We start from the raw sequence: 26922 nt of genomic DNA on the forward strand, positions 1-26922 counted from the left end.
CTCGCTCGCTGTCTCACCATAAAGAATATGGTGCAAAATCAATGACTTACGAACAAAGTGGTGCCCAGAAGAGGACTCGAACCTCCACGCCTTGCAGCGCTAGTACCTGAAACTAGTGCGTCTACCAATTCCGCCATCTGGGCTGTGGGCGTAGTACGTAGATGGCGCCGCGGGCTTTGTCAATCGCGCTCGAACGGTCTTTTGACCATCTCAGCTTTTCATTCGAGAGAAGGCGCGATATGCGTTATGATTAATTCCCTCTCCCTCACGCACGCTTGATCTCCACAGGGTTTCGCATGGCATCTGCAAATGGAAATTCGACCGTGGTCACCGTTTTCGGCGGCTCCGGATTTCTCGGCCGATATGTGGTTCAGGCGTTGGCGAAGGCGGGGTTCCGCATCAAGGTGGCTGTGCGCCGCCCGGAACTCGCGCTGTATCTCCAGCCGCTCGGCTCGGTCGGCCAGATTGCGCTTGTCAGCGCCAATGTACGTGACGAGAAGTCCGTCGCCGAGGCCGTGAGAGGCGCGGACGCGGTCGTGAACCTCGTTGGCATCCTCGCGCCGTCGGGCCGTCAGCGCTTCAAGGCGGTGCATGCGGACGCGCCGGAACTTATCGCGAAGGCGGCGCGCGCGGCAGGCGTGAAACGCTTCGTCCATGTCTCCGCCATCGGCGCGGACCGGCTTTCGCACTCGGCCTATGCCCGCACGAAGGGGGAGGGCGAGGCCCGCGCTCTGGCCGCTTTCCCGCAAACCGTGATCCTGCGTCCGTCGCTGGTGTTCGGGCCGGAGGATCAGTTTTTCAACCGCTTCGCCGGGCTCGCGGCCCTGTCGCCGGTGCTGCCGCTCATCGGTGGCAACACGCGATTCCAGCCCGTCTATGTCGGCGATGTCGCGCGCGCCGTGACGGCGGCAGTCGAGGGACGCGCCACAGAGGGCGCCGTTTACGAACTCGGCGGCCCGAGCGTCTACACCTTCCGCGAAATCCTCCAGAAAGTCTGCGAGTGGACGCAGCGGCCCCGCGTTCTGCTGCCGGTGCCGTTCTGGGCGGCGAAAATACAGGCGTTTTTCGTTCAGGCGCTTCCGGGCGCGCCGATCACGCTGGATCAGGTTCGCCTGCTCCAGAACGACAACATCGTCGGAGCCGAGGCGATCCGCGACCAGCGCACACTTGAGGGCCTGGGTGTCACGGAGCCGAAAAGCATCGAGGTCATCGTGCCGCCCTATCTCCAGCGCTACCGGCCGAGGGGTGAGTTCTCCACCGGCCGCGCCGCCGCGTTTTAGCCCGCCGCCCCATGCCGACGACGCTGATTCATTTTCCGCTTTGCCCGGCCTCGCGCGCTATTCGTGTGGCGCTGTTCGAGTGCGGCATCGAGGCGGATCTGTCGGAGGTGAAGCCTTGGGCGCTCGCGCGCGACTTCCTCAACATCAACCCGGCGGGGACGTTGCCCGTTCTCATGCTCGATGCTCGGGCGATTTGCGGTGTATACCCGGTCGTCGAATATCTCTCCGAATCGACGCCGCGCGAAACGGGTGCCGCGGCACGGGCGCAGATCTGGCCGGGATTGCCCGTGGAGCGGGCGGAGGCGCGGCGCGTGGCCGACTGGTTCCTCACCAAATTCGATGCCGAGGTGAGCCAGAGCCTGCTCGACGAGAAGCTTTACAAGCCGATGGCGCGCGGGCGCCTCGCGCCGGACCTTCCTGCGATCCGCGCTTGCCGCTCGAATTTGCGTTATCATCTCTCCTACATCAGCTTTTTAAGCGATCAGCGGAAATGGCTCGGCGGCGATCATATCAGTTTCGCCGATGTCGCGGCGGCGGCGCAGCTTTCGGTGATGGACTATCTGTCCGAGATCCCGTGGACGGAGTTCCCCGAGGCGAAGGCGTGGTATCAGCGCCTGAAATCGCGGCCGTCGTTCAGATCCATTCTCGCCGATCGAATACCGGGCTTCAGCCCTCCGGAGACTTATGCGGATCTCGACTTCTGAGCATGCGCGGTCGGCAGCGGCGGGAGATAATCTTTCCGGCGTCGTGAAGGCGCGCGCGCTTGCGGAGGGGTTCGACACGGTCGGCATCGCGGACCCGGCGTCCATCGGCGGGGCAGGAGAGGGGCTTATGGGGTTCCTCGCGGCGGGTTTTCACGGCGACATGGGCTGGCTCGAAGCGAACGCGGACAAGCGCGCCGATCCGCGCGTGCTGTGGCCGGATGTGCGCTCCGTGATTCTCGTCACGCTGAGTTACGGCCCCGACGTCGATCCGCGCACCGCGCGCAACGATCCTTCGCGAGGCGCCGTATCCGTCTATGCGAAAGGCGCGGACTATCACGACATCATCAAGGCGAAGCTCAAGGCGGTGGCGCGGGATTTCGCCAGCATCGCGGGCGCCGACGTGAAGGTGTTCGTCGATACCGCGCCTGTCATGGAGAAGCCGCTTGCGCAGGCGGCGGGCCTCGGCTGGCAGGGCAAGCATACGAATCTCGTCGCGCGCGATCTCGGCTCGTGGTTTTTTCTCGGCGCGATCTTCACCACCGCAAAGCTTGCGCCCGACGCACCCGAGCGCGACCGCTGCGGCACCTGCCGCGCCTGCCTCGACGCGTGCCCGACGCGCGCCTTCCCCGCGCCGCATCGCATCGACGCGCGCCGGTGCATCTCCTATCTCACCATCGAGCACAAGGGCCAGATCGCGCCGGAATTTCGCGAGGCCATCGGCAACCGCATCTATGGCTGCGACGAGTGCCTCGCGGCGTGCCCCTGGAACAAGTTTGCGCAGGAAGCGAGCGAGATGCGCTTCCATGCGCGCGACGGGGCCGATAATCCGCTGCTCCGTGAGCTTCTGCGCCTCGACGATGCCGCCTTTCGCGCGCGCTTCGCGGGCTCGCCGATCAAGCGCATCAAGCGCGACCGATTTGTGAGGAACGCGCTGATCGCGGCGGGCAATTCCGGCGACGCGGCGCTTCTTGACGACGCGCTGTCGCTCCTGTGCGACGACTCGCCGCTCGTGCGCGGCATGGCTGTCTGGGCCGTAAGGCAATTAGGCGGGCTTGAGCTTAAATCGAAACTGAAAGAAAGTTATAGTTCAGAAGAAAAAGACGTCGCCGTGCGCGAGGAATGGGAGCGGACGCCATGAGCAATCTTTTCGTTTTCGGACTTGGATATTCCGCGCTTGCAACCGCCGTCCATCTGGCTGATGGCGGCTGGCCGGTGACGGGCACGGTGCGCTCGCGCGACAAGCTTGAACAAATCGCGCGAGACGGGATCACGCCGATCCTCTTCAGCGACGCCGAAGCTGTCGCGGCCGGGCTTCAGACGACCTCGCACTGCCTCGTTTCGGTGCCGCCGGATGCGGAGGGCGATCCGGCGCTGCTTGCCTATCGCGACGCGTTGCTGGAGGCACCGGAGCTTCACTGGATCGGGTATCTTTCCACCATCGGCGTTTATGGCGACCACGGCGGCAAGTGGGTCGATGAGGAAACGCATGTGGCCGCCACCGGTGGCAGGCGGTCGGCGCGCGCCGAGGCCGAGATCGAATGGACGGCGCTCGCGAAAGAGAAGGGCATCGCGCTCGACATCTTCCGGCTGGCGGGCATCTACGGTCCCGGACGCAGCCCCATCGACCGCATCCGCTCGGGCGAGGCGCGTTGGATACACAAGGCGGGGCAGGTGTTCAACCGCATCCACGTCGAAGACATCGCGCAGACCGTGCTTGCCGCGATTCGCCGAGACCGGCTGGGCGGCGTCCACATCTTCAACGTGACCGACGACGAACCGGCCCCGAACCCGGACGTGCTGGCCTATGCGGCGGACCTTATCGACGTGCCGAAGCAGCCGCTCATTCCTTACGAGGAGGCGGATCTATCGCCGATGGCGCGCAGCTTCTACGAAGGCAACAAGCGCGTGCACAACGCCAAGATCAAGCGCGAGCTTGGCGTGCTGCTGCGCTATCCGACCTATCGCGAGGGTCTGCGCGCGCTTGCACGGGAGGGCTGACGCGGGCTTACAAAAATTCCGCGAGCGTTGCGAACAGCAGCGCGAGATCCTGCGGGCGCGATAGGCGGTGTTCCGCGTCCTTGACGAGGGTCAGGCGGATGTCGGGCGCGGCAAGACGGTCGATCAGGTCCAGCGAGTGCCGCCACGGTATGTCCGCGTCCTGCTGCCCGTGGATGATACGGACGGGTGCGCTGATGCCGATGGTTTCGCCGAACAGATGCCGCTCGCCGTCGTCGACGAGCGTCTTCGTGATCGGATAAGGCTCCGCGCCATAGGCGGACGGACGCAGGAAAACGCCGTCGCGTTCGAGCGCGGCTTTCGCTTCGGGCGGGAAACGGTCGAGCATGACGCGCGTCATGTTCCAGGCGGGCGCGATCAGCACGAGCGCGGCGGGCGAGGGGCGATCCAGTTCAGCGAGCCGTCGCGCAATCAGCAGCGAGAGCCACCCGCCCATGCTTGAGCCGACGAAAACCGAACGCCCGGAAACCGCAGCCGCCGCAATGACCGCGTCAGCCTCGTCGAGCCATCGGCTGATCGTGCCGTCTTCGCACGCGCCGCTGGAAAGCCCATGGCCGGAATAATCGAAACGCAGGCACCCCGCGCCATTGCTGCCCGCCCACGCGTCGAGCGCCATCGCCTTCTCGCCGTCCATCTGCGATCTGAAACCCGAGAACCAGACAAATGTCGTCCTATTTTCTTCAGCTTTCCGAAATCGCCACGCGATAGAGCTTGTAGAGCCGTCCGCTGCCGGAACGGGGAGCAATTGCAGTTTTCCGCTGTTCATCTTATGCTTCTCCCATGAGACCGAGCAGAAGAGTGAGGTCCGTTCGCCCTTTGTCCGCGACCCCTCGCCGTATAGTGTGATATTTTGGGGCGATGATGCTCAAACGAAGCCCTTGGCCGGTCATTCTTCAGGTTGTCCCCGAGCTTTCCACGGGCGGCGCGGAGCGTACCGCCATCGAGATCGCCGAAGCGGTGACAATGGGCGGCGGCAAGGCGCTTGTGATATCCGAAGGCGGGCGCCTCGAAGACGAGCTTGCGGCTGTCGGCGGCGAGCTTATCCGCATGTCCGCTGCGACGAAGAACCCGGCGCTTGTACTCGCCAACGCGATGCGGATCGCGCGGCTTGTCCGCGAGCGCGGCGTGAGCCTAGTCCACGCCAGAAGCCGTGCGCCTGCCTGGAGCGCGTGGATCGCGGCGCGGCGGGCCAAGCGCACCTTCGTGACGACCTATCACGGCATCTATAACCAGACGGGCCGGGTCAAGGCGTTCTATAATGGCGTCATGGCCAAAGGCGACGCCGTGATCTGCAACTCCGAATATACCGCGCGCATCGTGCGCGAACGTCACCCGAAGGCGACGGATCGCGTTGGCGTTATCTATCGCGGTCTCGATGTGGAGCGGTTCGACCCCGCGCTGATCTCGCCTGAGCGCGTCCGCGCGCTTCGCGAAGCGTGGGGTGTGCCGCCCGGCAAACGAATCGTCCTCATGCCCGCGCGACTCACCCGGTGGAAGGGGCAGCGCGTGCTGGTTGAGGCAGCCGCCCTGCTCAGCGCGCGCAACCGCGATGGCGATCTCGTTTTTGTGCTCGTCGGCGACGATCAGGGCCGCACGCCCTACCGCGCGGAACTGGCGGCCCTCGTCGAAGCGCGGGGCCTTGCCGATCGCGTCATCATCGCGGGGCATTGCGACGACATGCCCGCCGCCTTCAAGGCTTCGTGGCTGACGGTCATCGCGTCGATCGAGGCGGAGGCGTTTGGCCGCGTGTCGGTCGAGTCGCAGGCGATGGGTTGCCCGGTGATCGCGTCGAACATCGGTGCCCTTCCCGAGACGATCGCGCCTGAGCCCGGCATTCTCGCCAACGCAGGGGCAGACGGCTTTTCCGAGCCGGTGCCAGCAGCCGGGCAAAGACCGTGGCTTTTCGAACCCGGCAATCCCCAGGCTTTGTGCGATTCAATTTCGGCCGCGCTTGCGCTCGACGCGGCTGTGCTCGACGCATTCCGTCAGCACGCCATGGAGCGGGCGCGCACGTCTTTTTCGAAGCGCGCCCTTCAGCATCAGACGCTTGCGGTCTATGATCGACTCATCGGGACGCAGCTCGCAGCGAATTTCGCTAATGCCGCTTCACGCTGAAAACCGCCAGGCGAGGGCCCGAAAACGCGCCGCTAAATTCTTATGCATCAATATGGCGCTTGACTTGTCTAGGCGGTTTTTTATCCTCATTTTATGGGCGCGTGCTCGGTTCGAGCACGGCCAAATTGCCGTTTTCATAAACTACGACAGGAGAGTCCGATACGCCGTCCCATGAGAGGCGCCCCCGTTAAAGAAGGGCCGCGCATTAACGAAGGCATCATCGCTCGCGACGTCCAATTGATCGACGAAGCTGGCGAAAATCACGGAACAGTTTCGAAGCGCGACGCGCTTGCGAAAGCCCAGGAAGCCGGTCTCGATCTCGTCGAGATCGCAGTGAACGGGGAAGTCCCCGTCACCAAGATCATGGATTTCGGCAAGTACAAGTTTCAGGCGCAGAAGAAAGCAGCCGAAGCGCGCAAGAAGCAGAAAACAGTCGAGGTCAAGGAAATCAAGCTTCGGCCGAACATCGACACGAACGACTACAATGTGAAGATGCGGTCGATCAAAAAGTTCTTCGAGGAAGGCGACAAGGTCAAAGTGACGCTTCGTTTCCGCGGCCGTGAAATGGCTCACCAAGACATCGGCATGCAGCTTTTGCTCCAGGTGAAAGAGGAAACGACCGCCATCGCCAAGGTCGAGCTGGAGCCGCGACTCGAAGGCCGTCAGATGATCATGGTGCTCGCACCTAGATAACGCTGAATCGGCACGGCTGGAGATGCGCCGCAAGTTGCGGATGCCGGGTTCTTTGCCCGGTTGATTTTTTGCGCGAACGCGCGCATGTTTTCCCCGTGTTGAAATAGTTTTTTACCTGTTGCCCAATATTCGCCTGATCCTATATTATGGTGGGTGGGTGACCGGCGACTGAATCCAGAACGGTGCAACACAAAAATACTGAAATGACAATCAAAGTAACCGGCAAAAATATCGATCTCGGAGAAAGTCTCCGCGAATACGCTCTCAATCGGGTCGAGTCCGCGCTTGATAAATACTCGGGGCGCTCGGTTTCAGGGCAAATCAGCGTTGAGAAAAACACCGACGGATTCTTCTCGCATTGCGCGATTCACCTTGAGAGTGGCCTCGACCTTCAGTCGACCGGCACCGGTGTGGATGGCTATGCCAGTGTGGATTCCGCCATGGAGCGCCTGGAAAAACGGTTACGCCGTTACAAGCGCCGGATTGATGACCATGGCCAGGGCGACGCAGCCGCGCTGCAATTTGAAAGCGCGGGTGTCGACTATATCATCGATGTGGAAAGCGCGGACGAGTCCGCCGATACGCATGACGGGGACGGTGCGCCCGCGGTGATCGCGGAGAGCCCGGTGCAGGTCAAGGCGCTCTCGGTCAGCGACGCGGTGATGCAACTGGATCTTGCCGACAAATCTTTTCTTGTGTTTCGCAACGCTGCGCACGGCGGAATCAACGTCGTTTATCGGCGCGCTGACGGCAACATCGGATGGATTGACACCGGCGGCGCTGTCACAAGCGCGAAATCGTAATGGTGCTTGATGCGGGCAGCATATGGAGGATTACGCGTGGGACACGATATGGATTTGAGTGACCTGATAACGCCCTACGGCGTGATCCCGTCTCTCAAGGCAGCGAACAAGAAGCAGGCGCTTAAAATTCTGTCCGAACGCGCGGCCGATCTGACAGGGCTGAACAGCGTCGAGATCTTCAACATCCTGATCCAGCGTGAGCGGCTCGGTTCGACCGGCGTCGGCTCCGGCATTGCGATCCCGCACGGCAAATTGACCACCATCAAGGCGAGCGTCGGCGTATTCGCCCGCCTTGAAGAGCCGCTCGATTTCGATTCGATCGACGAGGAGCCCGTCGACATCATCATGCTGCTTCTTGCGCCGGAAAGTGCTGGCGCGGATCATCTGAAAGCACTGGCGCGCGTGTCGCGTCTGCTGCGCGACCAGAAATCCGTGGATAAGCTGCGTGCTTGCCGCGACCGGGCCGCGATCTATGCGGTGCTCACCGAGAAGGCCGCGTCGCACGCCGCTTAGGCGGACGGGCCTCCGCGCCGCCTTATCCTTTCGATGGCAAGTGTTTGCGGCCGGTTTTCTCCGGCCGTTATTTTTTGCGGTTCAAGCAAGCGTCCATGCGCCGAGCAACAGGCTGCGATTTCGCAGATGTAAGCCAACGCCGGATCACCCTGCGATCCGATGCGATTCGACGCAGAGAACTCGACCCCAACCGAAATTGGTCCGCAATCTAAGCGCTGCGAGTCGTTGCTGGCGCGACATGTTCTCGAATGGCGGCGTGTCGCGCCAAGCTGCCTTAAGGCCGCGGCTTCTCATAAACGGCGATCATCGGTCCAAGCCCGAACAGCACATTGCCGCTGCGCGTGCCGGGCACGAACAGTGCGGGCGCGGTGCCGCCGTCGAGAAACAGCGCGTTCCTGCATTTCAGCCCATCGCGGAACAGCCGCATGAATGTGTCGAACGGAACGCCGCCGTCCGAGATCGCGAAAACGACGCTCTTGTCGCCGCGAACGCAGACGCCGTCGCGCGGTTTCGCAGAGACGTTTGCCTTCGCGATTCGCGGATGCAATTTGCCGTCGATCACCAGCATAGGCCCCGATTGCGTCGCAAAATTCGCCTTCGGCTTCTTCTTGAGGAAGGCGCCAGTCTCCATCACCCCAGCTTCAGCTTCCCCAAAATAAAAAATGCCGTTCGGCCTGAGGTGGAAATTCCCGGGGCCAGGCCGCGTGTTGGCGCGCACGAGTTCGCGGCCGTTCTCGACATGGAGGCCGACGGGCTTGTAGTCCGGGTGGAACATGCCGCCATTAAGGGCGAAGGCGAGCCGCCCGCCGCGCTCGTCGGTTTTGGGCAGCGCGCTGAGATAGGTATAGGGGCCGCCGTCAGGCTTCTGCCAGAACAGCCTGACCGCGAAGCGGTCCAGCGAAGCCTCGCACAACGTATAGCCGTTGCCCTCGAAAGCGTACGGCTTGCACGTTTGCGCCGCTGCTTCACTTGAGCCACAGAACGCCGCCATCGCGATGAAAGCAGTAGCGCGGAGCATGATCTTTCTCATTCTGTTCACTAGGAAACGAAGATTGATTCGATGCGGAGATTTACTCCGAGGCGTTTCTTGAGGCGGGCGGGCTACGGGCACAAAACCTTGGCTTGTCCGACCACGATATCGGCTTTGGGCATCTCGCCGGCAGCGACGGGATGCGCTTTCGGCGGGCGGAGCGGGACTATGCCGGACTATGGGAACAGCCAGGCGCAGGGTCAAGTCCGTGCTCGCGCGCGCAAGCTTCCGATTGCGAGACGGCGCGCATTCGGCCAATCATCGTTTCGTAACCGCTCGAATGCGAATTTCAGCGACTCCCTGAGGAATGCCGCCTTGTCGTTCAATGTCCGGGCCAGAGCCGCCAAACTTGCATTCGCCAGGCAGCGGAAGCGGTACACGCCGCTTCACGTGCTGGTGCGCGTGTGGAAGTCGATCGCGGCGGACAATATCAGCCTGCTGGCGGCCGGTGTCGCGTTCTATGCGCTGCTCGCGATTTTCCCGGGCCTCGTGTTCTTCGTCGCGGTTTTCGGGCTGCTAGCGGAGACGGGGCAGGTGCAGAATTTTCTGCTCACGCTGAAGGACGTGCTGCCGACGGAAGCGTGGGAGGCGATCAACGCGCAAGTCGAGGTGCTCGTCCGCCAGAATACGACATCGCTTTCTCTCGCCACGATGATCTCGCTCGGCCTTGCCTTTATCAACGCCCGGCTTGGTGTCTATGCGCTGATGAGTGCGCTCAACGGCGTCTACAGACGAACCGAGACGCGAAGTTTTGCGCATACGAACAGCCTCGCGATCCTGTTCACGCTCGGCGCGCTCGCCGTGCTCGCCTTCAATATCCTCGTGGTCGCGGCGGTTCCCGGCATCTTCCGCCTCGTCGGCATTTCGGAATTCACCAACGCGGTGCTGCATTATGCGCGATGGCCGGCGCTTGCCATTATCGTGGCGTTGAGCCTCGCGGTGGTGTATCGGTACGGACCGGATCGGAAAGACGCGCATTGGCGATGGGTTTCGCTTGGTTCGCTTGCGGCAACAGCGCTCTGGCTTGCGGCATCAACGGGCTTTTCATGGTACGTGTCTGCGTTTAATTCATACGACCGGATCTACGGCTCGTTCGGAGCCGTTGTTATTCTGCTCTACTGGCTCTGGCTGACAGCTTTTGCCGCACTCATGGGAGCAGAACTGGACATGCAAATTCAGACCGCGCTAGAAGAACGCCAATGACCCGCCCAGTTTATCCTTTTTCCGCCATCGTAGGACAAGACGAGCTCAAGCTTGCCTTGATCATCTCCGCTATCGATCCATCGATTGGCGGCGTCCTGGCTTTCGGTGATCGCGGAACCGGCAAGTCGACCACGGTTCGGGCGCTTGCCGCACTGCTTCCCCCGGTTCGCGCCGTGCGCGATTGCCGCTTCAACTGCGACCCCGACGGGTCCAACCTGTGCGAGGAATGCCGCGAGAAGCTGCGCGAAGGCGAGAAGCTCGTCGCGCGCTTCATCCGCGTGCCGGTGGTCGACCTGCCGCTCGGTGCGACGGAAGATCGCGTCGTGGGCGCGCTCGACCTCGAAAAGGCACTGACGCGCGGCGAGAAAGCATTCGAGACGGGGCTTCTGGCCCGCGCTAATCGCGGCTTCCTCTATATCGACGAAGTGAACCTCCTCGAAGACTTCCTCGTGGACCTGCTGCTCGACGTGGCGGCTTCCGGCGAGAACGTCGTCGAGCGCGAGGGCATGAGCCTGCGCCATCCCGCGCGCTTCGTGCTTATCGGTTCCGGTAACCCGGAAGAGGGCGAGCTTCGCCCGCAGCTTCTCGACCGCTTCGGCCTTTCGGTTGAGGTGCGTACGCCGCAGGATCTGGCATCGCGCATCGAGGTCGTCCGCCGCCGCGACGGCTTCGAGCGTGATCCGCACGGCTTCGCGGCCGCGTGGCGCGGTGAAAACCGCAAGCTCCGCCGCAAGGTGGCGACCGCGCGCGCCCGCGTCAACCTCATCGCCGTGCCGGATTCGATCCTCGAAGATTCGGCCAAGCTCTGCCTCGCTCTCGGCACCGACGGGCTTCGCGGCGAACTTACGCTGATGCGTGCCGCCCGCGCGCTCGCCGCGTATGAGGGCGCGGAAACCGTGACGCAAAAGCATCTCATATCCATCGCGCCGCCCGCCCTGCGCCATCGCCTGCGCCGCGATCCGCTCGACGAGGCGGGTTCGTCGGTGCGCGTCGATATGGCGCTTGAGAAAGCGTTCAGCGCATGATGAACGGCGGCGGCGAGGCGGAAGAACGCTCGCTGTGGGAAGAAGCCGTCATGGCGGCTTCCCTGTTCGCCGTCGACCCGGTGGGGCTTGGCGGTATCGCCGTCGCCTCGAAATACGGGCCGGTGCGCGACAGCTGGATGGACTTCCTGAGAAGCATCGTGCCGGGCTGGGCGCCGTTCCGCAAGCTGCCGCTCTACGCGGCGGACGAGCGGTTGTTCGGCGGCTTGGACCTCGCGGCGACGCTCGCGCGTGGCAAGCCGGTCGCCGAGCGCGGCCTTCTCGCTGAAATGGATCGCGGCTTCCTCGTCATCCCATCGGCCGAGCGCATGGAGTCGGGGCTAGCCTCGCGGCTCGGCCTCGTGATCGACGCGGGCGCGGTGCATGTGGAGCGCGAGGCGGCTTCGCTGATGCATCCCGCGCGCTTCGGCGTGATCGCGCTCGACGAGAGCGAGTCTGGCGACGACGAAACGCCACCCGCCGCGCTTCTGGAGCGCCTCGGCCTTCGCATCGACCTTACCGACGTGACGTGGCGCGATGTCGGCCTGTCCGATACGACGCTCGAAGAGATCGAGGCGGCGCAGGCGCGTCTGCCGAAGGTCGTCGTGCCCGATAACATCATCGCGGGGCTTGTATCGGCCGCCGTGTCGTTCGGCATCCAGACGCTTCGCGCGCCGGTTTTTGCCGTCCGTGCCGCTCGCGCTTCGGCGGCGCTTGCGGGCCGCGACGAAGCCAACGAGGAAGACGCAGGGCTTGCCGCAATGTTCGTGCTCGCCCCTCGCGCGACGCGCATGCCCGAGCCGATGGAAGATCAGGCTCCGCCCGAGCCACCTCCGCCGGAGCCGCAGGACGACAAGGAAGAGGACGGCAAGGGCGGTGGCGAGAGCGGCGAGAACGAAACCGCCCCCGAGGACGACAAGGCGCTTACCGACATGATCATTGCGGCAGCCGCTGCCGCAATGCCGAAGGAAATGCTGGTGAAGGCCGCCGCGAAGCCGTTTCGCGTGCCGCCATCCGCGCCCATGGGCAAGGCCGGGGCCGAACGCACGAATGCCGCGCGCGGCCGTCCGGCTGGCGTGCGCCGTGGCATGCCCAAGCCCGGATCGCCGTTGAGCCTGCTCGAAACGCTGCGGGCCGCAGCACCGTGGCAGAAAATTCGCAAATCGATGCTCGATAAGGCGATCGGCGCCGGTGGACGCCTCGACAGGATCGAGGTCCGAAGCGACGACTTCCGCATCAAGCGGCTGAAGGCGCGCTCGCAGACCGCCACGATCTTCGCTGTCGACGCCTCCGGCTCCGCCGCCATGCAGCGCCTCGCCGAGACGAAGGGCGCGGTCGAGCTTCTGCTCGCCGAATGCTACATCCGCCGCGATCAGGTGGCGCTCGTCGCCTTTCGTGGCACGCGGGCGGAAATTCTCCTGCCGCCGACTCGGTCGCTGACGCGCGCCAAGAAAAGCCTCGCGGCGCTCGCGGGCGGCGGCGGTACACCGCTCGCCTCGGGCATCGATGCGGCTGGCGCGCTGGCGCTCAACATCCGCCGTCGAGGCATCTCGCCCCTCGTCGTGTTCTTAACCGACGGGAAAGCCAATATCGCGGCAGACGGGAAGCCGGGCCGCGAACGCGCTCAAAATGACGCGAACACAGCCGGTCGGCGCTTGCGCGCGGAGGGTATCGCCACGATCTTGGTAGATACATCTCCGAGGCCGCAGGTGCAGGCTGAGAAGCTTGCGCAGGAGATGGCGGCACGCTACGTGCCGATGCCCTACGCGAACGCGGCCGCGATATCGAAGGCTGCGAAAATGGCTGCTAAGGGATGACAGCGTTAAAATGGGAACGGGACGGCCTTCACTGGCCGAACCGTGCCGCGAGTCGATTTGTGTCCGCCGGCGGGCTGCGCTGGCATGTGCAGGAAATGGGTAGCGGGCCGACCGTGCTTCTGCTGCACGGGACGGGGGCTTCCACGCATTCGTGGCGGCATTTCATGCCGATCCTCGCACGGCGCTTCCGCGTGATCGCGCCGGACCTGCCCGGCCACGGCTTCACGGAAGCGCCGCGCACCTCGTCGCTGCTCACGCTGCCGCACATGGCGCAGGCCATCGCGACCTTGCTCGGCACGCTTCACGTCAAGCCCGACCTCGCCATCGGCCACTCCGCGGGCTCGGCGATCCTGTGCCGCATGGCGCTCGACGGCAAGCTCGGCGCACAGGCGATCATCAGCCTGAACGGCGCCTTCCTTCCGTTCCCCGGCATCGCCTCGCAACTCTTTCCCATGATCGCGCGCGCGCTGTTCCTGAACCCTTTCGTGCCCGGCTATTTCGCCTGGAAGGCCCGCGACAAGGTCACCGTCCGCAGGCTGATCGAAGGCACCGGCTCTCATCTTGATGCGGAGGGACTTGCCCAGTATGGACTTCTTCTCGGAAACTCGACGCACATTGCATCCGCGCTCGGCATGATGGCGAACTGGGATCTGCAATCCCTGTCGAACGACCTGCCGAAACTCAAGACGAAGCTGACGCTCATCGCCTGCACCGAAGACAAGGCCGTGCCGAGCCAGGTTGCGTTCAAGGTTTACAACATGGTCCCCGGCTCGAAGGTCATCCTCCTGCGGCACATGGGCCATCTCGCCCACGAGGAAAAGCCGCAGGAAGTCGTCGATATCGTCTTTGCCGAAGCCGAAAGATACGGAATACTCGCGAAGGACGAATACCCGGCAGAACCGCAACCCGCCGCAGAATAGCGGGTGCACGATTCGCGAATCATCCGACCTGAAGGAGGCGACCCATGGGCGTGGAAGCGGAGCTTCTTCTGGTACTCGGAGTTCTCGCCTTCGCAGTCTATGAACTCATCAAGACGCGGCGGGCGTTGCGAAAATCCCGTGAGGAAAAGCCGCCGCCGAAGGGCGAATAGCGCTATGGACCGCGCGCGGTGCCGTTATTCCGTCTCATTATAAACCGATTTTGACGCTCGACCTCGGAGCCGCTCATCGAAAAGTCATGCTTCGAGCGTTGCGTTTCGACACCCATTGAGAAACCTTGTCCCAAATCGGCCAGATCGAGCCCGCCAAACCGACGAAGCCGCTCATAGCCAAAACGCCAGGACACGACATTGCAGGCATCTGACATGCTGACATCGGATTTCGTTCGCCGCATCTCGCTACGCAATACGTCTCGTGCGTTGGTGGCTGCCTGCCTCGCCATTCTGCTGGCATACCCGGCCGATGCGCGCGCGGCGCCGAACCAGAGCAAGGCCCCGGTCCGGTCCGAGAGCTTTGGCAGCAATTCGCTCCTCGGAAGCTATCTGGCGGGGCATGTGGCGCGGTCCGCCCGCGACAGCGAAAACGCGGCGCTGTACTACCGGCGCGCGCTCCAGAAAGACCCGGCGAATTCCGATATCCTTGACGATGCGTTCCAGCTCGAACTGGCGTCGGGCGCGTTCGCATCGGCCAAGACACTCGCGCTGCGGCTCATCAAGCGTCCGGGCGAGGCCGCCATCGCCTACGATTTCCTTGGCCTCGACGCGTTCAAGCGCAAGGATTACGCGAAAGCCGACGAATATTTCCGCCTGGCCGCGAAAGGGACATCACCCGAAGAGCCGACGATGAAGCTCGCCCGCGCCTGGGTCGCGGTGGCGCAGGGCCAGTCCGACCAGGCCATCGCGACGCTGTCCGAGCCGAGCAAGGCGGCTTGGGCCACCCATTTCGAAACCGTGCAGCGCGCCTTCGTCGCGGATGTGGCAAAGAAGAAGGCGGCGGCGACCGAAGCCTATAAGGCGGTTTACGAGAAGAAGCCGACGAACATGCGCATCGCGGAGGGCTATGCCCGCCACCTCGCGGTGTGGGGTGACAAGCAGCAGGCCCTCGCCGTGCTGAAGGAAAGCGGCGCCGAGGATACGCCGCTCGGGTCGGCGCTGATGGCGGACCTGAAGGCCGGCAAGACGCCGAAGCTCATGGTTTCGACCGTGGATGAGGGGCTTGCCGAAACATTCCTTGGCATCGGGCAGGTGCTGGCGTCAAACAATGGCGTCGATGCCGCGCAAATCTATCTTCGCCTCGCGCTCTATCTCAACCCGGCCTCGGACATCGCGAAGCTTGAACTGGCTGAAATCTACGGCAATCTCGAACAGTACCATAAGGCCGTGTCGGTTCTCGATGCGATCCGCGAGACGTCGCCGTTCCGGCTGAACGCGCAGGTTCGCAAGGCGCTCTATCTCAACGCTTTGCAAAAGACGGACGAAGCGACGGCTCTGCTGACGGCGCTTTCCGAAAAGCACCCGAAGGAAGAGTCCGTTCTTCAGACGCTCGCTTCCATCGACAGCGCCGCGAAGCGCTACGACGCAGCGATCCCCTATTACACGCGCGTGATCGAGCTGGTCGACGAGCCGGAAAAGCGCCACTGGACGCTGTTCTATCAGCGCGGCATCGCCTATGAGCGCACCAAGCAATGGGCCAAGGCGGAGGCCGATTTCAAGCGGGCGCTCGATCTCGATCCCGAGCAGGGCGCAGTGCTCAACTACCTCGGCTATTCCTGGCTCGACCAGAACATCAACATTCCCGAGGCGTTCGACCTTATCAAGAAGGCGGTCCGCCTGAAGCCGAACGACGGCTACATCATCGATAGTCTTGGCTGGGGCTACTATATCCAGAAGGACTACGTGCAGGCCGTGAAGCATCTTGACAAGGCGGTGGAGCTTCGGCCCGAAGACCCGACGCTGAACGATCATCTCGGCGATGTTTACTGGCGGCTTGGGCGCAAGCTCGAAGCGAAGTTCCAGTGGACGCAGGCCTTAAGCCTCAATCCGGAGCCGGATGACGTGGTCAAGATCAAGAAGAAGCTCGAAGCCGGGCTTCCCGACGAAGCAGGCCCGCACGCCGAGTTGCAGACGCAGCCGGAGGCGGTCCCCGCAGTCGCGTCCGAGCCGCAACCGCAGGCCACGGCAAACCCATAAGGCGAAAAGCCTCGGATGCGGCACGGTGCGCCTCGCGTTCGCCGGAGTCGACAATCGCTGCGAGGCCGCTTAGACATGGAATGCCAGCGTTGTGTCGAGCGGTCCAGCAGCGGCGCTTCCGAGACGTTGGGCGTTGCGGGCAGTCGCGCAGCGCATGAAATCGCCATCGCACGACTCGCACGCAGTCGCTGAAGCCCACGACATCCGCAGAGTAAGCCAAGGTTGCCATGACTCACTCTTCCGAAGCCGACATCATCCAGGCTACCGCCCATGAGGATACCTGGCCCGTGACGATCCGCGAGCGCGCCCGCGCCAAGGTCAACTTGACACTTCACGTCAAGGGCAAGCGCCCGGACGGCTACCACGAGCTTGAAAGCCTCGTTGTGTTCGCAAACGACGTGGCCGACGAGCTGGAATTCAGCCCGGATATCGACGACCGTCTGGAGATCGACGGCGCGTTCGCGCCGCTTCTCGAAGGCGACAACCTCATCCTGAAGGCCAAGCGCGCAGTCGCTGAATGGTTCGACATGGACATTCACGGCCATTTCCGGCTGCGCAAGAACATCCCCGTCGCGGCGGGCCTCGGCGGCGGATCGTCGGACGCGGCCGCGACAATACGCGCGCTCGTTGCGATCTACGGCGAGAATCGCAAAGCCCATGAGTTCATCGAAGCGAGCAAAGAAATCGGCGCGGACGTGCCCGTGTGCCTTTATGGTCGCGCGGCGTGGATGTGCGGCTTGGGCGAACGCATCACGCCGGTGACGCGTCTCGCGCCGCTGCCCGCGATCCTCGTCAATCCGCGCATCAAGCTATCCACGGCCGACGTGTTCCGCACACTCGCGGCCAAGCCGCTTGAGCCGGGTGCGGAAAACGCGCCGTTCTCGGTATCGACGGATTGGGATTCGCCCGAAAGCGCGGCCGCGTGCCTCGCCCATGGCCGCAACGACCTCGAAGGCCCGGCGATCGCGCTGGAGCCGCAGGTCGCGCGGGTGCTCGACACCGTCCGCGCGCTCGACGGCTGTGTGCTCTCGCGCCTGTCCGGCAGCGGTCCGACCTGCTTCGGTGTGTTCGCTACGGCGGAAAAGGCGAAGGCGGCGGCTGGTGCGCTGGCGGCGGCTCACCCGAACTGGTGGGTCGCGGCGACAATTCTGGCGTAAGCGCGTTGCCGGTGACGTTGCGAGGCCGACAGATCAGAACGCCAGTGGATGACCGTCACGCATTTCCCGAGAGCGCGGCTGGCGGAGCAGGACGGTCATCGGTCTTGATTCGCTTCGCCGGGCTTGCGGTCGTCCTCGACGGCTCCGGCGCTGCGTATCTGCCGGATCATGCCATGCTGATCGTTTCCGACCTCCACCTCGAAAAAGGCTCGGGCGCGGCTGCGCGTGGTCGCCTCGTGCCCGCGCTCGACAGCCACGACACGCTTGCCCGGCTTCGGCGCGCGGTGGAGGCATGGCGCCCCCGGTGCGTCATTTGCCTCGGCGATAGCTTTCACGATGGCGCGGCGGGCTCACGCATGGCTGAGGCGGACCGCGCGGCGCTGGCCTCGCTCTGCGCGCTGGCGGAGGAGTGGATCTGGATCGGCGGCAACCATGACCCGCATGCGCCGGACTTCTGCGAAGGCGCACGACTGCCGGAACTTCGCCTCGACGGCGTTGTGCTCCGCCACGAGCCGGGCGAGGAGCACAAGCCGGAGCGCGGCGCGCCCGAAATCGTTGGGCATTTCCATCCGAAGGCGCGTCTCAAGGGCGGCGGCTACGGCTTTTCGGGGCCGTGCTTCTGCGTCTCCGACGATCTGATGATTCTGCCAGCGTTTGGCGCCTACACTGGCGGGTTATCCTGCTCGGCACCAGTTCTGCGCGCGCTACACAGAAATGAGCCGCGCCTGTTCATGCTGCATGGCGGAAAAGTCTGGCGCGTGGCGTGAGCGCGGAGCCGTCGTTTTGGGGAGGCGCGCCGACTCGCTCGCCGAGAGCTGTAGAAATGCGCTTTTCAGCGCAGGCGATTCAGGACAGGTTCTTTACGGTCGGAAGCGGTTTTCCGTTGACATCAAGAGTAAACTGCAATTCCAGCCGCCTCAGCGCGGACGGATCGAGGGGGACGGATGAGACTTCGCTTCGCGTTCTGGCTCGCTTCTCTGGCGGCGGTCGCCGGGACGACGCCGATGCCGCACTCTGCGTTGGCACAAGGCTTTGGCCAGCCGATGCGTGGCCCGACCAACATCCTCGGTCGCAGCTATCCCGGCAAGATCAAGGCGATCGGGGTGGAGAGCATGACCGTCAATCTGCGCGAGGGCGGCCCGCAGACGGTGCTCTACTCAGACATTTGGCGGCTCAGGCGTTCGTTTGCGTCCGACGAGCCGAACGGTTCGTCCATCGTGGATTTTGGTAACAACCGCATGTTCATCGCCGCCTCATTCGATGCGCTTGTTGCTGAAGTGAGCAAGAAACTGCCGCTGACCAAATTCACGGCGCCCAATGGCGACACGGTCTACCTCGTCGCGAACAAGGTGACCGACATCACGGGCGCGATTCCCGGCCTGCATAACCCGGCGAGCAAGACGGTGGTTGGCACGCGCAACGGCTCGCAGCAGGTGCTCGAAACGATCGCCGATACGAAGAAGGTCATCGCGGCCGCGAGCATCGCGAGGTAGGCGACCACGAGTTGCCGTAGGGGCTTGTCATGTGGCGAGTTGGAGTGGATCTCGGGGGGACGAAGATCGAGGCGCTTGCGCTATCGTCCGATGGCGAGGAGCGGGCGCGCCTGCGAATGGCGACGCCGCGCGGGGATTACGAAGCCACGCTCGATGCGATTGCGGCGCTCGTCGCGCGCTGCGTCGATGGTCTGCCGCCGTCGGACATCGCGGGCGTTGGTGTCGGCATCCCGGGCAGCCTTTCGCCCGCAACCGGCCTCGTTCGCAATGCCAATTCCACATGGCTGAACGGGAAGCCGCTGCATCGCGATCTGCAGGCGCGTCTGCCTTGGCGTTGCGTCGTCGAAAACGACGCGAACTGTTTTGCGCTGTCCGAGGCGGCTGATGGGGCAGGCGCGGGCTATCGCACCGTTTTCGGCGTGATAATAGGCACGGGCGTCGGCGGCGGCATCGTGATCGAGGGGCGCTCGCATCTGGGGTTGAACGCGCTGGGTGGCGAGTGGGGGCACAACGCGCTCCCTTGGCCCGACGCGGACGAATGGCCGGGCGAGCCTTGCTATTGCGGCAAGCGCGGCTGTATCGAAACCTTCCTCAGCGGTCCGGCGCTCCAGCGCCAGTATGCCGCGCTTTCGGGGGAAACCGTCAAGGCGAAGACCATTTCCGTGCGAGCAGAGGCGGGCGAAGCGGCGGCCATTGCGGCGCTCGAAACCTATTCGCGGAGGCTGGCGAAGGCGCTCGCTTCGGTTGTCAATATTCTCGATCCCGACGTCATCGTGTTCGGTGGCGGGGTCTCCAACATCGATGCGGTCATTACCGGAGCCGCGCATCGGTTGCCCGATTGGGCTTTTTCCGACAGTTTCGCAACACAGCTGCTAAAGAACCGCTGGGGCGACTCGAGCGGCGTCCGGGGCGCTGCACGCCTAATAATACTCGGGTAACTCCATATAATTCCTGAGTTACCCGAGCAGTATCACTGCAAAACGTGAAGTTATTACAGATTGGTGCTTACAAACCAATTATGCCGGAGTGATAACGCGCTGTTCCGTTGGTTGCATCACCTATTCGGATGAAATTTGGCATAGGCAGCTATGTTTGCGCGATTTGTTGCATTCCGGTTACAGATGGAAAAGGTGATTTGTCGGAAGCGCACAGCGCATCAAGCCTTTTTGCACAAGGTTGTTGACCTCACGTCTGGTGCGGCAACGTGGCGTCGGCACGCAAGAATTGCAGGGGGCGCGGCGACGCTTGCGGTTGGATCGGTGGAGAGGGTGGCAAACATGAAGTCGCGTGCTGCAAACCAGGCCGCCGGTGGCATATCGGGCGAGACGTGGCGCGCGGCTGACGTCGCCAGTGCAAGCGGTCAGGAAAAAATCTTGCCGCGCTTGTCGAGGCGTTGCAGCACGGCCGGAAGGACTTCCGTCAGATCCTCCGCGATGAGCCCGGGACCGTAGGTCGTCGCGAGCTCGCCGTGGATCCACACCGCCGCCGAGGCCGCGTCGAAGGCAGCCATGCCCTGTGCGAGAAGGCCGGTGACGAGGCCCGCGAGTACGTCGCCCGAGCCCGCAGTGGCAAGCCATGGCGGTGCGTTTTCGCTGATCGCGGCCAGCCCGTCAGGGGCGGCAACCACGGTATCCGCGCCCTTCAGGATGATGACGGCGCCGGATAGCTCAGCTGCGCGGCGCGCCCGTTCAAGCTTCGACACCTCGTTTTCGAGCTCCGGGAAAACCTTGAGGAATTCGCCCTCGTGCGGTGTCATGATCGTCGGCGCCGGGCGTGCCCGGATCTGGTCGAAAAGCTCGGCGGGCGCGTCTTCGAATGCCGTGATGCCCTCCGCGTCGAGGACGGCGACTGCGTCGCTCGCCAGCACGCTCAGGACGAGATCTTTCACTTCGGGATCGCGGCCCGCGCCGGGACCGATCAGCGTCGCGCGGATGCGAGGGTCGGACAAATAGTCGGAGAGACCAGCCGCACCGTCGAAGGGGGCGACCATGATTGCGGTGAGTTGCGCGGCGTTGATGTAGAAGGCGGCTTTCGACGTGGCCACGCTGACGAGGCCCGCACCGGAGCGCAGCGCCGCGCGCGCCGCAAGCCGCGCCGCGCCCGTGCTCTCCATAGGGCCGGAGACGACGATCGCATGTCCGCGATCGTATTTGTGTCCTTCGAGGCGTAGCTTAGGATAATAACGCAGCCAGAAATCGGGGTCGTTCGCGAAGGTCCGTGGCGCTATGTCGGCCAGCACCGTCGCGGGGATGCCGATCTCGACGGCGCGAACGTCGCCGCAATAAAGGCGGCCAGGCAGCAGCACATGCCCGGTCTTGCGTCGGAAGAAGGTGATCGTCGCCGCCGCCTTGAAGGCGAGACCTCGCACGTTGCCGCGCGTCGCGTCGATGCCGGTCGGCACGTCAACGGAGACCACCGGCAGCTTGCGCGCGGTCACTTCCTCGATGATCTGCGCCACAGCGCCGCCGATGTCGTCGCGCAAGCCCGTGCCGAAAATCGCATCGACAATGATCTGCGCGCCTTCGAGCGACTGGAGCGACAAGGGTTCGATGGCCTCATCCCAGCGCCGCGCCATTTCCTTGGGATCGCGGTGCAGTTCCTCCTGCTTGCCGAGGAGGGCGAGACGCACCTGATAGCCGCGCTCGCGCAGGTATCGCGCGCAGACGAACCCGTCGCCGCCATTGTTGCCCGGTCCACACAGCACCGTGACGCGGCTGCCACGGGGATAGCGGCGCACCACCTCCTCCGCGACCGCGCGGCCCGCGTTCTCCATCATGGTGAGCGTGGACGTTCCGGCCTCGGCGGCAAGTTGCTCGGCGCGGGCCATTTCTTCGGAGGTCAGAAGTTCAAGCAAGGCGAGCCTGCGTAGTGCGGGGTTTTACACGATACCATTAGAGGGACTTGTGCGGCGAATGTAGCGAAAATTTGCACATGGCGAAAGAAAAGCGATGCGCGTCGAGCGCTGCTGGTAAACTCCGACTTTCCACTTTCGCCGTGAGATCGATGGCCCCACGCGGCCGCGCGCGTTCGCGCCCTGCCGGGGAGACGCCCCGGGCGTCGCGCGGTGCATTGCCGCGCGGAACATTTTTGCTCCTCTGCGTAATTTTCGAGCAATGCGCCTTCTTTTTTGGCAGAGTGGTTTCGTTTCGTGGGCCTTAACCTTTGTTGTCAAAGAGTGAAGGTGTTTGGCACGGGCTATGCTTGCGTCGCGAGACAGTGATTTTCGCCCCGTTCGGAGGAATCGATCCGTCATGAAAAAAATTGAGGCGGTCATAAAGCCTTTCAAACTCGATGAAGTTAAAGAGGCGCTTCAGGAAATCGGCCTGCAGGGTATTACCGTGACGGAAGCCAAGGGCTTTGGGCGTCAGAAGGGTCATACGGAGCTTTATCGCGGCGCTGAATATGTTGTCGATTTTCTGCCCAAAGTGAAAATTGAGATTGTGCTTCCCGAAGACATGGTGGAAAAAGCCTGCGAAGCGATCAAGAACAGCGCGAGAACCGGGCGCATCGGCGACGGAAAGATCTTTATTCTCAATGTTGAAGACGCGATCCGCATCCGCACGGGTGAAACTGGTACTGAGGCGATTTAGCCTGCTGACCTGCCTCATCAAACCAATAATATCCGAACCCACACCATTCCATCCGGCGCTCACGCGCTGAACATCACCTCACGGCTAACAGGACGAGGGAGTTACATGGCTAACGCTAGCGAAGTTGTTAAGAAACTGAAGGACGAAGACATCCGTTTCGTCGATCTCCGCTTTACCGATCCGCGCGGCAAATTGCAGCACGTGACCATGGAAACGAGCGAGATGGGCGAGGATGCCTTCGCCGAAGGCATCATGTTCGACGGTTCCTCGATCGCCGGCTGGAAGGCGATCAACGAAAGCGACATGACGCTGATGCCGGACCCCGAGACGGCTCACCTCGATCCGTTCTTCGCGCAGTCCACCCTCGCGATCTTCTGCGACATTCTTGAGCCGGCCACCGGCGAGCGCTATGAGCGCGACCCGCGCGGCATCGCTCGCAAGGCCGAGGCTTATCTGAAGCAGACCGGCATCGGCGATACGGCTTATTTCGGTCCGGAAGCTGAATTCTTCATCTTCGACGACGTTCGTTTCTCGGCCGACCCGTACAATTGCGGTTATCGCCTCGACTCGTCCGAGCTGCCTTCCAACATGGGCACCGAGTACGAGATGGGCAATCTCGGCCATCGTCCGCGCACGAAGGGCGGCTACTTCCCGGTGCCGCCGGTCGACAGCGCTCAGGACATCCGCTCCGAGATGCTCTCGACGATGGCTGCCATGGGCGTCAAGACCGAGAAGCACCACCACGAAGTTGCGGCCGCCCAGCACGAACTCGGTATCAAGTTCGGCACGCTGACCACGACCGCAGACGCGATGCAGATCTACAAGTACGTGACCCACAACGTCGCCCAGTCCTACGGCAAGACGGCCACCTTCATGCCGAAGCCGGTCTTCGGCGACAACGGTTCGGGCATGCACGTCCATCAGTCGATCTGGAAGGGCTCCGAGCCGGTGTTCGCAGGTAGCGAATATGCCGACCTTTCGGAAACCTGCCTGTTCTACATCGGCGGTATCCTGAAGCACGCAAAGGCGCTGAACGCTTTCACCAACCCGTCGACGAACTCCTACAAGCGTCTCGTCCCGGGCTATGAAGCGCCGGTGCTTCGCGCTTATTCCTCGCGCAACCGTTCGGCCTCCTGCCGTATCCCGGTCGTGTCGAGCCCGAAGGGCAAGCGCGTCGAAGTCCGCTTCCCCGATCCGACGGCGAACCCCTACCTCGCGTTCTCCGCGATGCTGATGGCCGGCCTCGACGGCATCAAGAACCGCATCCATCCCGGCCAGCCGATGGACAAGAACCTGTACGACCTGCCGGAAGCGGAACTCCGCGAAATCCCGACGGTTTGCGGTTCGCTCCAGGAAGCCATCGACTCGCTCGACGCAGACCGCACCTTCCTCAAGGAAGGCGGCGTCTTCACGGACGACCAGATCGATGCGTACATCGCGCTGAAGGTTGAGGAAATCGACCGCTTCCGCATGATGCCGCACCCGATCGAGTTCGAGATGTATTACTCGGCCTAAGGGCTTGATCCCGCGGTGCCTCGCATCGCAGCCGCAGAACATGAAGGCCGGGAGCTATCCCGGCCTTTTTTGTTGGGTCGATTTCGCAGCGTCTTTTGGTGGCGGCGAAGTTGACGCTCGGCGGAGGCTTCACGCGTGCGGCATCTGCAAGGGCCGCGCATCGCGGCGGCCTCATGCCGACGAGAACCACGACTCTTCGTCCGGTGTTCGAATATTCACGGTATCGGTTCCGCTTGGGGCGGATAATTCGCCCATTCCACGCCGCCGCTGATCGGCGCGGCCTCGCGGCAGATAGTTTGGCACGACACACGGTCGTGGCGTCGGCGGAGTTCACGGGGGCGTAGTGATCGGCGTGGCGAAAGCGCGACGATGGCGCCTTCAGCCGCGCCAGTGCAGCGCGCACAGCAGCGTGAACAGCCGCCGTGACGTCGCCGTGTCCATCCGGACCTTGCCTTCAAGCCGCTCCTGAAGGAGCTGGCTGCCGTCGTCATGGAGCGCGCGCCGTGCCATGTCGAGCGCCTCGATGCGGCTCGGCGGCGCGGTCTTGATTGCCTCGAAATAGCTCTCGCAAATAAGGAAGTAGTCTTTAACCACCCTGCGGAACGGGTTCAGCGACAGGATGAAGGTTGCGTCGGCTTCGGCGGCTCCGTTCGTCCGCACCGCGAGGACGAGCTTCTGCTCGATCATCGCGATGTCGAGCTTGTACGGGCCCGCCGGTCCAGCGATCAGCTCGAAGGCGTTCTCTTCCAGCAGGTCGAAGATCGCGACCCGGCGCTCATGCTCGACTTCGAGCGCGTTCGCGCCCATCGAAGCCTCGTCGATGTTGACTTCGATCAGCCGCGCCGAAGGGTCTACCTCAGTTCGCTCCGGCATGGCGTGCGCCTCAATCCGATCCGTTTGTTCTGACCGCGACCGACTGGCGATGGCCGAACAGGCCCTCCGCCTCGGCGAGTGTCATCGTGGGAGCCGCCAGAACGGCAAGACTTGCCCGGCTGAGCTTCAGGAGCGACGTGCGCTTCATGTAGTCGAGCACGCCGAGCCCTGAGGAGAACCGCGCCGCGCGCGATGTTGGCAGCACATGGTTCGACCCGCCCACGTAGTCGCCCACCGCTTCCGGCGTGAAATGGCCGATGAAGATCGCGCCCGCGTTGCGAATCGCGGGCAGCATGGCTTCCGCTTCGTCGCAGGCAAGCTCCAGATGCTCCGGCGCGAGCGCGTTCACGAGGGCCGGCGCTTCCTTCGCGAGGTCGGATACAAGCAGCACCGCGCCATGGTCGGCCCAGCTTTTGGCGGCGATCGCGCCGCGCGGCATAATGGCAAGCTGCGCGTCGACGGCCTTGGCGGTCGCCTCGGCGAGGGCGGGCGAATCCGTGATGAGGATCGATTGCGCGGCTTCGTCGTGCTCGGCTTGCGCGAGCAGATCGGCCGCGAGCCAGACCGGATCGGCCCTGGCGTCTGCAACGGCCACCACCTCGGACGGCCCGGCGATCATGTCGATGCCAACGACGCCGAACACCTGTCGCTTGGCTTCCGCCACCCAGGCATTGCCGGGGCCGACGATCTTGACGACGGGCTTGATTGTCTCGGTGCCGTACGCCAACGCCGCCACGGCCTGCGCGCCGCCGATACGGTACACTTCGCGGATGCCCGCAAGATGGGCAGCGGCGAGCACGGCGGGATTCACCTCGCCCTTCGGCGTCGGCACCACCATGACGAGGCGCGGCACGCCCGCCACCTTCGCGGGCACGGCATTCATTAAAACCGAACTCGGATAGCTCGCCTTGCCGCCCGGAACGTAGAGGCCCACGGAGTCCAGCGGCGTCCAGCGATGGCCAAGCTCCGCGCCGATGGCGTCGGCGTAGCGGTCGTCGGCGGGGATCTGGCGGCGGTGATGCTTCTCGATGCGCTCGTAGGCGGTCTGAAGCGCAGCCTTGAGATCGGGCGCAAGGCCGTTCCACGCCGCCTCAAGCTCTTCCGGCGCGATGGCGAGGCCGGTTTCGGCGAGGTCCACATGGTCGAAGCGCTCGGTAAACTCGATGAGTGCAGCGTCGCCACGCTCGCGCACGGCGGCGATCATGGAGCGAACCGCGTCCTGCACATCATGCGGCTGGTCGCGCCGTCCATGCACAAGAGCATCGAACCGCTGCTGAAAATCAGGCTCCGTCGAACGCAAGTAGAGTGTCAAGAAAGTCGTCCCGTCTCTTTCGAGCGCCGTCCGCTTGTGCCGACGCTCACGATGTTGTTATCGATGCCGTTTGTCCGCCGTGAGGCGAAGCTGCGACCAAGCCTTGAAACGAACCGAGGCGCCCGGCGGCTCCCGCCGGATGCGCCCGCCTAGCTTGAATCCCGCACAAGTTCGGCGGCGGGTGATCCCGGCTCTGCATCGCCCAAGGCATGCTCTGGCTTTATAGCGGTTTTCCACGCCGCGCCAAGGTCGCGCATTTCCGCCTCGATGCACTCGACATGGAGGCGGAGCGCGCCACCCCCCGCGAAGTAGAGCGTGATAAATCCGCCCGGCGGCTCGGATTCTTCGTAGGTTACCGCGAGGAGCTCGGCAAAATCCGTTGTCTCGCCGGGGCGAATGTTCAGTACCTGCGCGCGTTTGACGCGTTCGAAGCGAAGCGCGCACCGGCAGCGATGGAGCGCGGCGGGATCGCCTTCCCCTTCCACGGCGGACAACCAGTCGAAGCGGTTCAGGATCGCCGCGAAACGGTGTTCCGATGGCACGTAGGCCATGTCCGCCATGCGGATCACCGCATCCTGAAGATGGGCGGAGATGACTTTCAGATCGTCTTCGTCGAGGGCGATGAGCTTGAGGGGAGCTTTGGGGAAAGAGCCCATGAC

The 26922-nt window shown here is 63.5% G+C and carries 26 protein-coding genes and 1 tRNA gene; 20 read left to right on the forward strand and 7 right to left on the reverse strand.

Going from position 1 to position 26922, the window contains the following annotated elements; genetic code table 11:
• Positions 1 to 58: 58 nt before the first annotated feature.
• Positions 59 to 143, reverse strand: a tRNA-Leu gene (locus RVAN_RS02590).
• Between the two features lie 153 nt (positions 144 to 296).
• Between RVAN_RS02590 and RVAN_RS02595 the strand changes: the two genes are divergently transcribed.
• From RVAN_RS02595 to RVAN_RS02610, 4 genes are read left to right on the forward strand one after another with little or no spacing between them, the layout of a single operon-like run.
• The gene (locus RVAN_RS02595; protein ID WP_013418208.1) at positions 297 to 1280 is read left to right on the forward strand and encodes a complex I NDUFA9 subunit family protein; all 984 of its coding nucleotides are present in this window, start codon (positions 297 to 299) and stop codon (positions 1278 to 1280) included.
• Positions 1281 to 1291: 11 nt separating this feature from the next.
• Positions 1292 to 1984 carry a glutathione S-transferase family protein gene (locus RVAN_RS02600; protein WP_013418209.1) on the forward strand — a complete coding sequence of 231 codons (693 nt, stop codon included), beginning with the start codon at positions 1292 to 1294 and terminating at the stop codon, positions 1982 to 1984.
• Complete coding sequence (queG, locus tag RVAN_RS02605; RefSeq protein WP_013418210.1) at positions 1965 to 3122, forward strand: tRNA epoxyqueuosine(34) reductase QueG; 1158 nt, start codon at positions 1965 to 1967, stop codon at positions 3120 to 3122. Before RVAN_RS02600 ends, queG begins: the two co-directional genes overlap by 20 nt.
• Entirely contained in the window at positions 3119 to 3982 is an 864-nt protein-coding gene (locus tag RVAN_RS02610; RefSeq protein ID WP_013418211.1) for an SDR family oxidoreductase, read from the forward strand. Before queG ends, RVAN_RS02610 begins: the two co-directional genes overlap by 4 nt.
• Positions 3983 to 3989: 7 nt before the next feature.
• On the opposite strand, the gene RVAN_RS02615 is transcribed toward RVAN_RS02610, so the two are convergent.
• Positions 3990 to 4634, reverse strand: a complete 645-nt coding sequence (locus RVAN_RS02615; protein ID WP_169309504.1) for an alpha/beta hydrolase — start codon at positions 4632 to 4634, stop codon at positions 3990 to 3992.
• A 224-nt stretch (positions 4635 to 4858) separates the two neighbouring features.
• Here RVAN_RS02615 and RVAN_RS02620 point away from each other — a divergent pair, with 224 nt between their 5' ends.
• The 4 genes from RVAN_RS02620 (at position 4859) to RVAN_RS02640 (ending at position 8124) form a co-directional block, all read left to right on the forward strand.
• A complete protein-coding gene (locus tag RVAN_RS02620) occupies positions 4859 to 6115 on the forward strand; it encodes a glycosyltransferase family 4 protein (RefSeq protein ID WP_013418213.1) in 1257 nt (418 codons plus the stop codon).
• Between the two features lie 171 nt (positions 6116 to 6286).
• Positions 6287 to 6808 carry a translation initiation factor IF-3 gene (gene infC, locus RVAN_RS02630; protein ID WP_013418214.1) on the forward strand — a complete coding sequence of 174 codons (522 nt, stop codon included), beginning with the start codon at positions 6287 to 6289 and terminating at the stop codon, positions 6806 to 6808.
• A gap of 203 nt (positions 6809 to 7011) precedes the next feature.
• Entirely contained in the window at positions 7012 to 7611 is a 600-nt protein-coding gene (gene hpf / locus RVAN_RS02635) for a ribosome hibernation-promoting factor, HPF/YfiA family (protein WP_013418215.1), read from the forward strand.
• Between the two features lie 48 nt (positions 7612 to 7659).
• Entirely contained in the window at positions 7660 to 8124 is a 465-nt protein-coding gene (locus RVAN_RS02640) for a PTS sugar transporter subunit IIA (protein WP_037235595.1), read from the forward strand.
• A 274-nt stretch (positions 8125 to 8398) separates the two neighbouring features.
• On the opposite strand, the gene RVAN_RS02645 is transcribed toward RVAN_RS02640, so the two are convergent.
• Complete coding sequence (locus RVAN_RS02645; protein WP_013418217.1) at positions 8399 to 9142, reverse strand: phosphodiester glycosidase family protein; 744 nt, start codon at positions 9140 to 9142, stop codon at positions 8399 to 8401.
• A 327-nt stretch (positions 9143 to 9469) separates the two neighbouring features.
• On the opposite strand from RVAN_RS02645, the gene RVAN_RS02650 reads away from it, so the two are divergent.
• From RVAN_RS02650 to RVAN_RS02695, 10 genes are all read left to right on the forward strand, one after another.
• Positions 9470 to 10357, forward strand: a complete 888-nt coding sequence (locus tag RVAN_RS02650; RefSeq protein ID WP_169309505.1) for a YihY/virulence factor BrkB family protein — start codon at positions 9470 to 9472, stop codon at positions 10355 to 10357.
• Complete coding sequence (gene bchI / locus RVAN_RS02655) at positions 10354 to 11382, forward strand: magnesium chelatase ATPase subunit I (RefSeq protein WP_013418219.1); 1029 nt, start codon at positions 10354 to 10356, stop codon at positions 11380 to 11382. The genes RVAN_RS02650 and bchI overlap by 4 nt, the downstream gene beginning before the upstream one ends.
• Positions 11382 to 13196, forward strand: a complete 1815-nt coding sequence (locus RVAN_RS02660) for a magnesium chelatase subunit D (protein WP_013418220.1) — start codon at positions 11382 to 11384, stop codon at positions 13194 to 13196. Before bchI ends, RVAN_RS02660 begins: the two co-directional genes overlap by 1 nt.
• Positions 13193 to 14116 carry an alpha/beta fold hydrolase BchO gene (gene bchO, locus RVAN_RS02665; RefSeq protein ID WP_013418221.1) on the forward strand — a complete coding sequence of 308 codons (924 nt, stop codon included), beginning with the start codon at positions 13193 to 13195 and terminating at the stop codon, positions 14114 to 14116. Before RVAN_RS02660 ends, bchO begins: the two co-directional genes overlap by 4 nt.
• 44 nt (positions 14117 to 14160) lie before the next feature.
• The gene (locus RVAN_RS20750) at positions 14161 to 14286 is read left to right on the forward strand and encodes a hypothetical protein (protein WP_013418222.1); all 126 of its coding nucleotides are present in this window, start codon (positions 14161 to 14163) and stop codon (positions 14284 to 14286) included.
• Positions 14287 to 14499: 213 nt separating this feature from the next.
• Positions 14500 to 16323 (forward strand): tetratricopeptide repeat protein, encoded by a 1824-nt coding sequence (locus tag RVAN_RS02675; RefSeq protein ID WP_013418223.1) that lies wholly within the window; start codon positions 14500 to 14502, stop codon positions 16321 to 16323.
• Positions 16324 to 16550: 227 nt separating this feature from the next.
• Positions 16551 to 17480, forward strand: coding sequence for a 4-(cytidine 5'-diphospho)-2-C-methyl-D-erythritol kinase (locus tag RVAN_RS02680; RefSeq protein ID WP_013418224.1), 930 nt, complete (start codon positions 16551 to 16553; stop codon positions 17478 to 17480).
• 104 nt (positions 17481 to 17584) lie between these two features.
• Positions 17585 to 18247 carry a ligase-associated DNA damage response endonuclease PdeM gene (pdeM, locus tag RVAN_RS02685; RefSeq protein ID WP_049779189.1) on the forward strand — a complete coding sequence of 221 codons (663 nt, stop codon included), beginning with the start codon at positions 17585 to 17587 and terminating at the stop codon, positions 18245 to 18247.
• A gap of 177 nt (positions 18248 to 18424) precedes the next feature.
• Positions 18425 to 18973, forward strand: a complete 549-nt coding sequence (locus RVAN_RS02690) for a hypothetical protein (protein ID WP_013418226.1) — start codon at positions 18425 to 18427, stop codon at positions 18971 to 18973.
• A 29-nt stretch (positions 18974 to 19002) separates the two neighbouring features.
• The gene (locus RVAN_RS02695) at positions 19003 to 19911 is read left to right on the forward strand and encodes an ROK family protein (RefSeq protein ID WP_013418227.1); all 909 of its coding nucleotides are present in this window, start codon (positions 19003 to 19005) and stop codon (positions 19909 to 19911) included.
• Positions 19912 to 20333: 422 nt separating this feature from the next.
• Here the strand turns inward: RVAN_RS02695 and RVAN_RS02700 are convergent, their stop codons facing one another.
• Positions 20334 to 21827, reverse strand: coding sequence for a bifunctional ADP-dependent NAD(P)H-hydrate dehydratase/NAD(P)H-hydrate epimerase (locus RVAN_RS02700; RefSeq protein WP_013418228.1), 1494 nt, complete (start codon positions 21825 to 21827; stop codon positions 20334 to 20336).
• Positions 21828 to 22224: 397 nt separating this feature from the next.
• Between RVAN_RS02700 and RVAN_RS02705 the strand changes: the two genes are divergently transcribed.
• Both RVAN_RS02705 and glnA read left to right on the forward strand, forming a co-directional pair.
• On the forward strand, positions 22225 to 22563 hold the full coding sequence (locus RVAN_RS02705) for a P-II family nitrogen regulator (RefSeq protein ID WP_013418230.1): 339 nt from the start codon (positions 22225 to 22227) through the stop codon (positions 22561 to 22563).
• 105 nt (positions 22564 to 22668) lie between these two features.
• Positions 22669 to 24078 (forward strand): type I glutamate--ammonia ligase, encoded by a 1410-nt coding sequence (gene glnA / locus RVAN_RS02710; protein WP_013418231.1) that lies wholly within the window; start codon positions 22669 to 22671, stop codon positions 24076 to 24078.
• Positions 24079 to 24456: 378 nt separating this feature from the next.
• Here the strand turns inward: glnA and RVAN_RS02715 are convergent, their stop codons facing one another.
• From RVAN_RS02715 to RVAN_RS02725, 3 genes are all read right to left on the reverse strand, one after another.
• The gene (locus RVAN_RS02715; protein WP_013418232.1) at positions 24457 to 24951 is read right to left on the reverse strand and encodes a UPF0262 family protein; all 495 of its coding nucleotides are present in this window, start codon (positions 24949 to 24951) and stop codon (positions 24457 to 24459) included.
• A gap of 10 nt (positions 24952 to 24961) precedes the next feature.
• Positions 24962 to 26263: a histidinol dehydrogenase gene (gene hisD / locus RVAN_RS02720; protein ID WP_013418233.1), complete on the reverse strand. Its 1302-nt coding sequence runs from the start codon at positions 26261 to 26263 to the stop codon at positions 24962 to 24964.
• A 149-nt stretch (positions 26264 to 26412) separates the two neighbouring features.
• Entirely contained in the window at positions 26413 to 26919 is a 507-nt protein-coding gene (locus RVAN_RS02725) for a DUF2948 family protein (protein WP_013418234.1), read from the reverse strand.
• Between the last annotated feature and the right edge of the window lie 3 nt (positions 26920 to 26922).

Source organism: Rhodomicrobium vannielii ATCC 17100, assembly GCF_000166055.1.
Taxonomy (GTDB): domain Bacteria; phylum Pseudomonadota; class Alphaproteobacteria; order Rhizobiales; family Rhodomicrobiaceae; genus Rhodomicrobium; species Rhodomicrobium vannielii.

Bases quoted from the DNA above. Each gene is read 5' to 3' on its own strand.
- RVAN_RS02610 (WP_013418211.1), top strand. From the start codon at position 3,119: ATGAGCAATCTTTTCGTTTTCGGACTTGGATATTCCGCGCTTGCAACC.
- RVAN_RS02600 (WP_013418209.1), top strand. From the start codon at position 1,292: ATGCCGACGACGCTGATTCATTTTCCGCTTTGCCCGGCCTCGCGCGCT.
- RVAN_RS02660 (WP_013418220.1), top strand. From the start codon at position 11,382: ATGAACGGCGGCGGCGAGGCGGAAGAACGCTCGCTGTGGGAAGAAGCC.
- RVAN_RS02690 (WP_013418226.1), top strand. From the start codon at position 18,425: ATGAGACTTCGCTTCGCGTTCTGGCTCGCTTCTCTGGCGGCGGTCGCC.
- RVAN_RS02715 (WP_013418232.1), bottom strand. From the start codon at position 24,951: ATGCCGGAGCGAACTGAGGTAGACCCTTCGGCGCGGCTGATCGAAGTC.
- RVAN_RS02705 (WP_013418230.1), top strand. From the start codon at position 22,225: ATGAAAAAAATTGAGGCGGTCATAAAGCCTTTCAAACTCGATGAAGTT.
- infC (WP_013418214.1), top strand. From the start codon at position 6,287: ATGAGAGGCGCCCCCGTTAAAGAAGGGCCGCGCATTAACGAAGGCATC.
- RVAN_RS02680 (WP_013418224.1), top strand. From the start codon at position 16,551: ATGACTCACTCTTCCGAAGCCGACATCATCCAGGCTACCGCCCATGAG.
- RVAN_RS02595 (WP_013418208.1), top strand. From the start codon at position 297: ATGGCATCTGCAAATGGAAATTCGACCGTGGTCACCGTTTTCGGCGGC.
- bchO (WP_013418221.1), top strand. From the start codon at position 13,193: ATGACAGCGTTAAAATGGGAACGGGACGGCCTTCACTGGCCGAACCGT.
- RVAN_RS02645 (WP_013418217.1), bottom strand. From the start codon at position 9,142: ATGCTCCGCGCTACTGCTTTCATCGCGATGGCGGCGTTCTGTGGCTCA.
- hpf (WP_013418215.1), top strand. From the start codon at position 7,012: ATGACAATCAAAGTAACCGGCAAAAATATCGATCTCGGAGAAAGTCTC.
- RVAN_RS02640 (WP_037235595.1), top strand. From the start codon at position 7,660: ATGGATTTGAGTGACCTGATAACGCCCTACGGCGTGATCCCGTCTCTC.
- bchI (WP_013418219.1), top strand. From the start codon at position 10,354: ATGACCCGCCCAGTTTATCCTTTTTCCGCCATCGTAGGACAAGACGAG.
- RVAN_RS20750 (WP_013418222.1), top strand. From the start codon at position 14,161: ATGGGCGTGGAAGCGGAGCTTCTTCTGGTACTCGGAGTTCTCGCCTTC.
- RVAN_RS02620 (WP_013418213.1), top strand. From the start codon at position 4,859: ATGATGCTCAAACGAAGCCCTTGGCCGGTCATTCTTCAGGTTGTCCCC.
- RVAN_RS02615 (WP_169309504.1), bottom strand. From the start codon at position 4,634: ATGGACGGCGAGAAGGCGATGGCGCTCGACGCGTGGGCGGGCAGCAAT.
- RVAN_RS02725 (WP_013418234.1), bottom strand. From the start codon at position 26,919: ATGGGCTCTTTCCCCAAAGCTCCCCTCAAGCTCATCGCCCTCGACGAA.
- glnA (WP_013418231.1), top strand. From the start codon at position 22,669: ATGGCTAACGCTAGCGAAGTTGTTAAGAAACTGAAGGACGAAGACATC.
- RVAN_RS02675 (WP_013418223.1), top strand. From the start codon at position 14,500: ATGCTGACATCGGATTTCGTTCGCCGCATCTCGCTACGCAATACGTCT.
- RVAN_RS02695 (WP_013418227.1), top strand. From the start codon at position 19,003: ATGTGGCGAGTTGGAGTGGATCTCGGGGGGACGAAGATCGAGGCGCTT.
- queG (WP_013418210.1), top strand. From the start codon at position 1,965: ATGCGGATCTCGACTTCTGAGCATGCGCGGTCGGCAGCGGCGGGAGAT.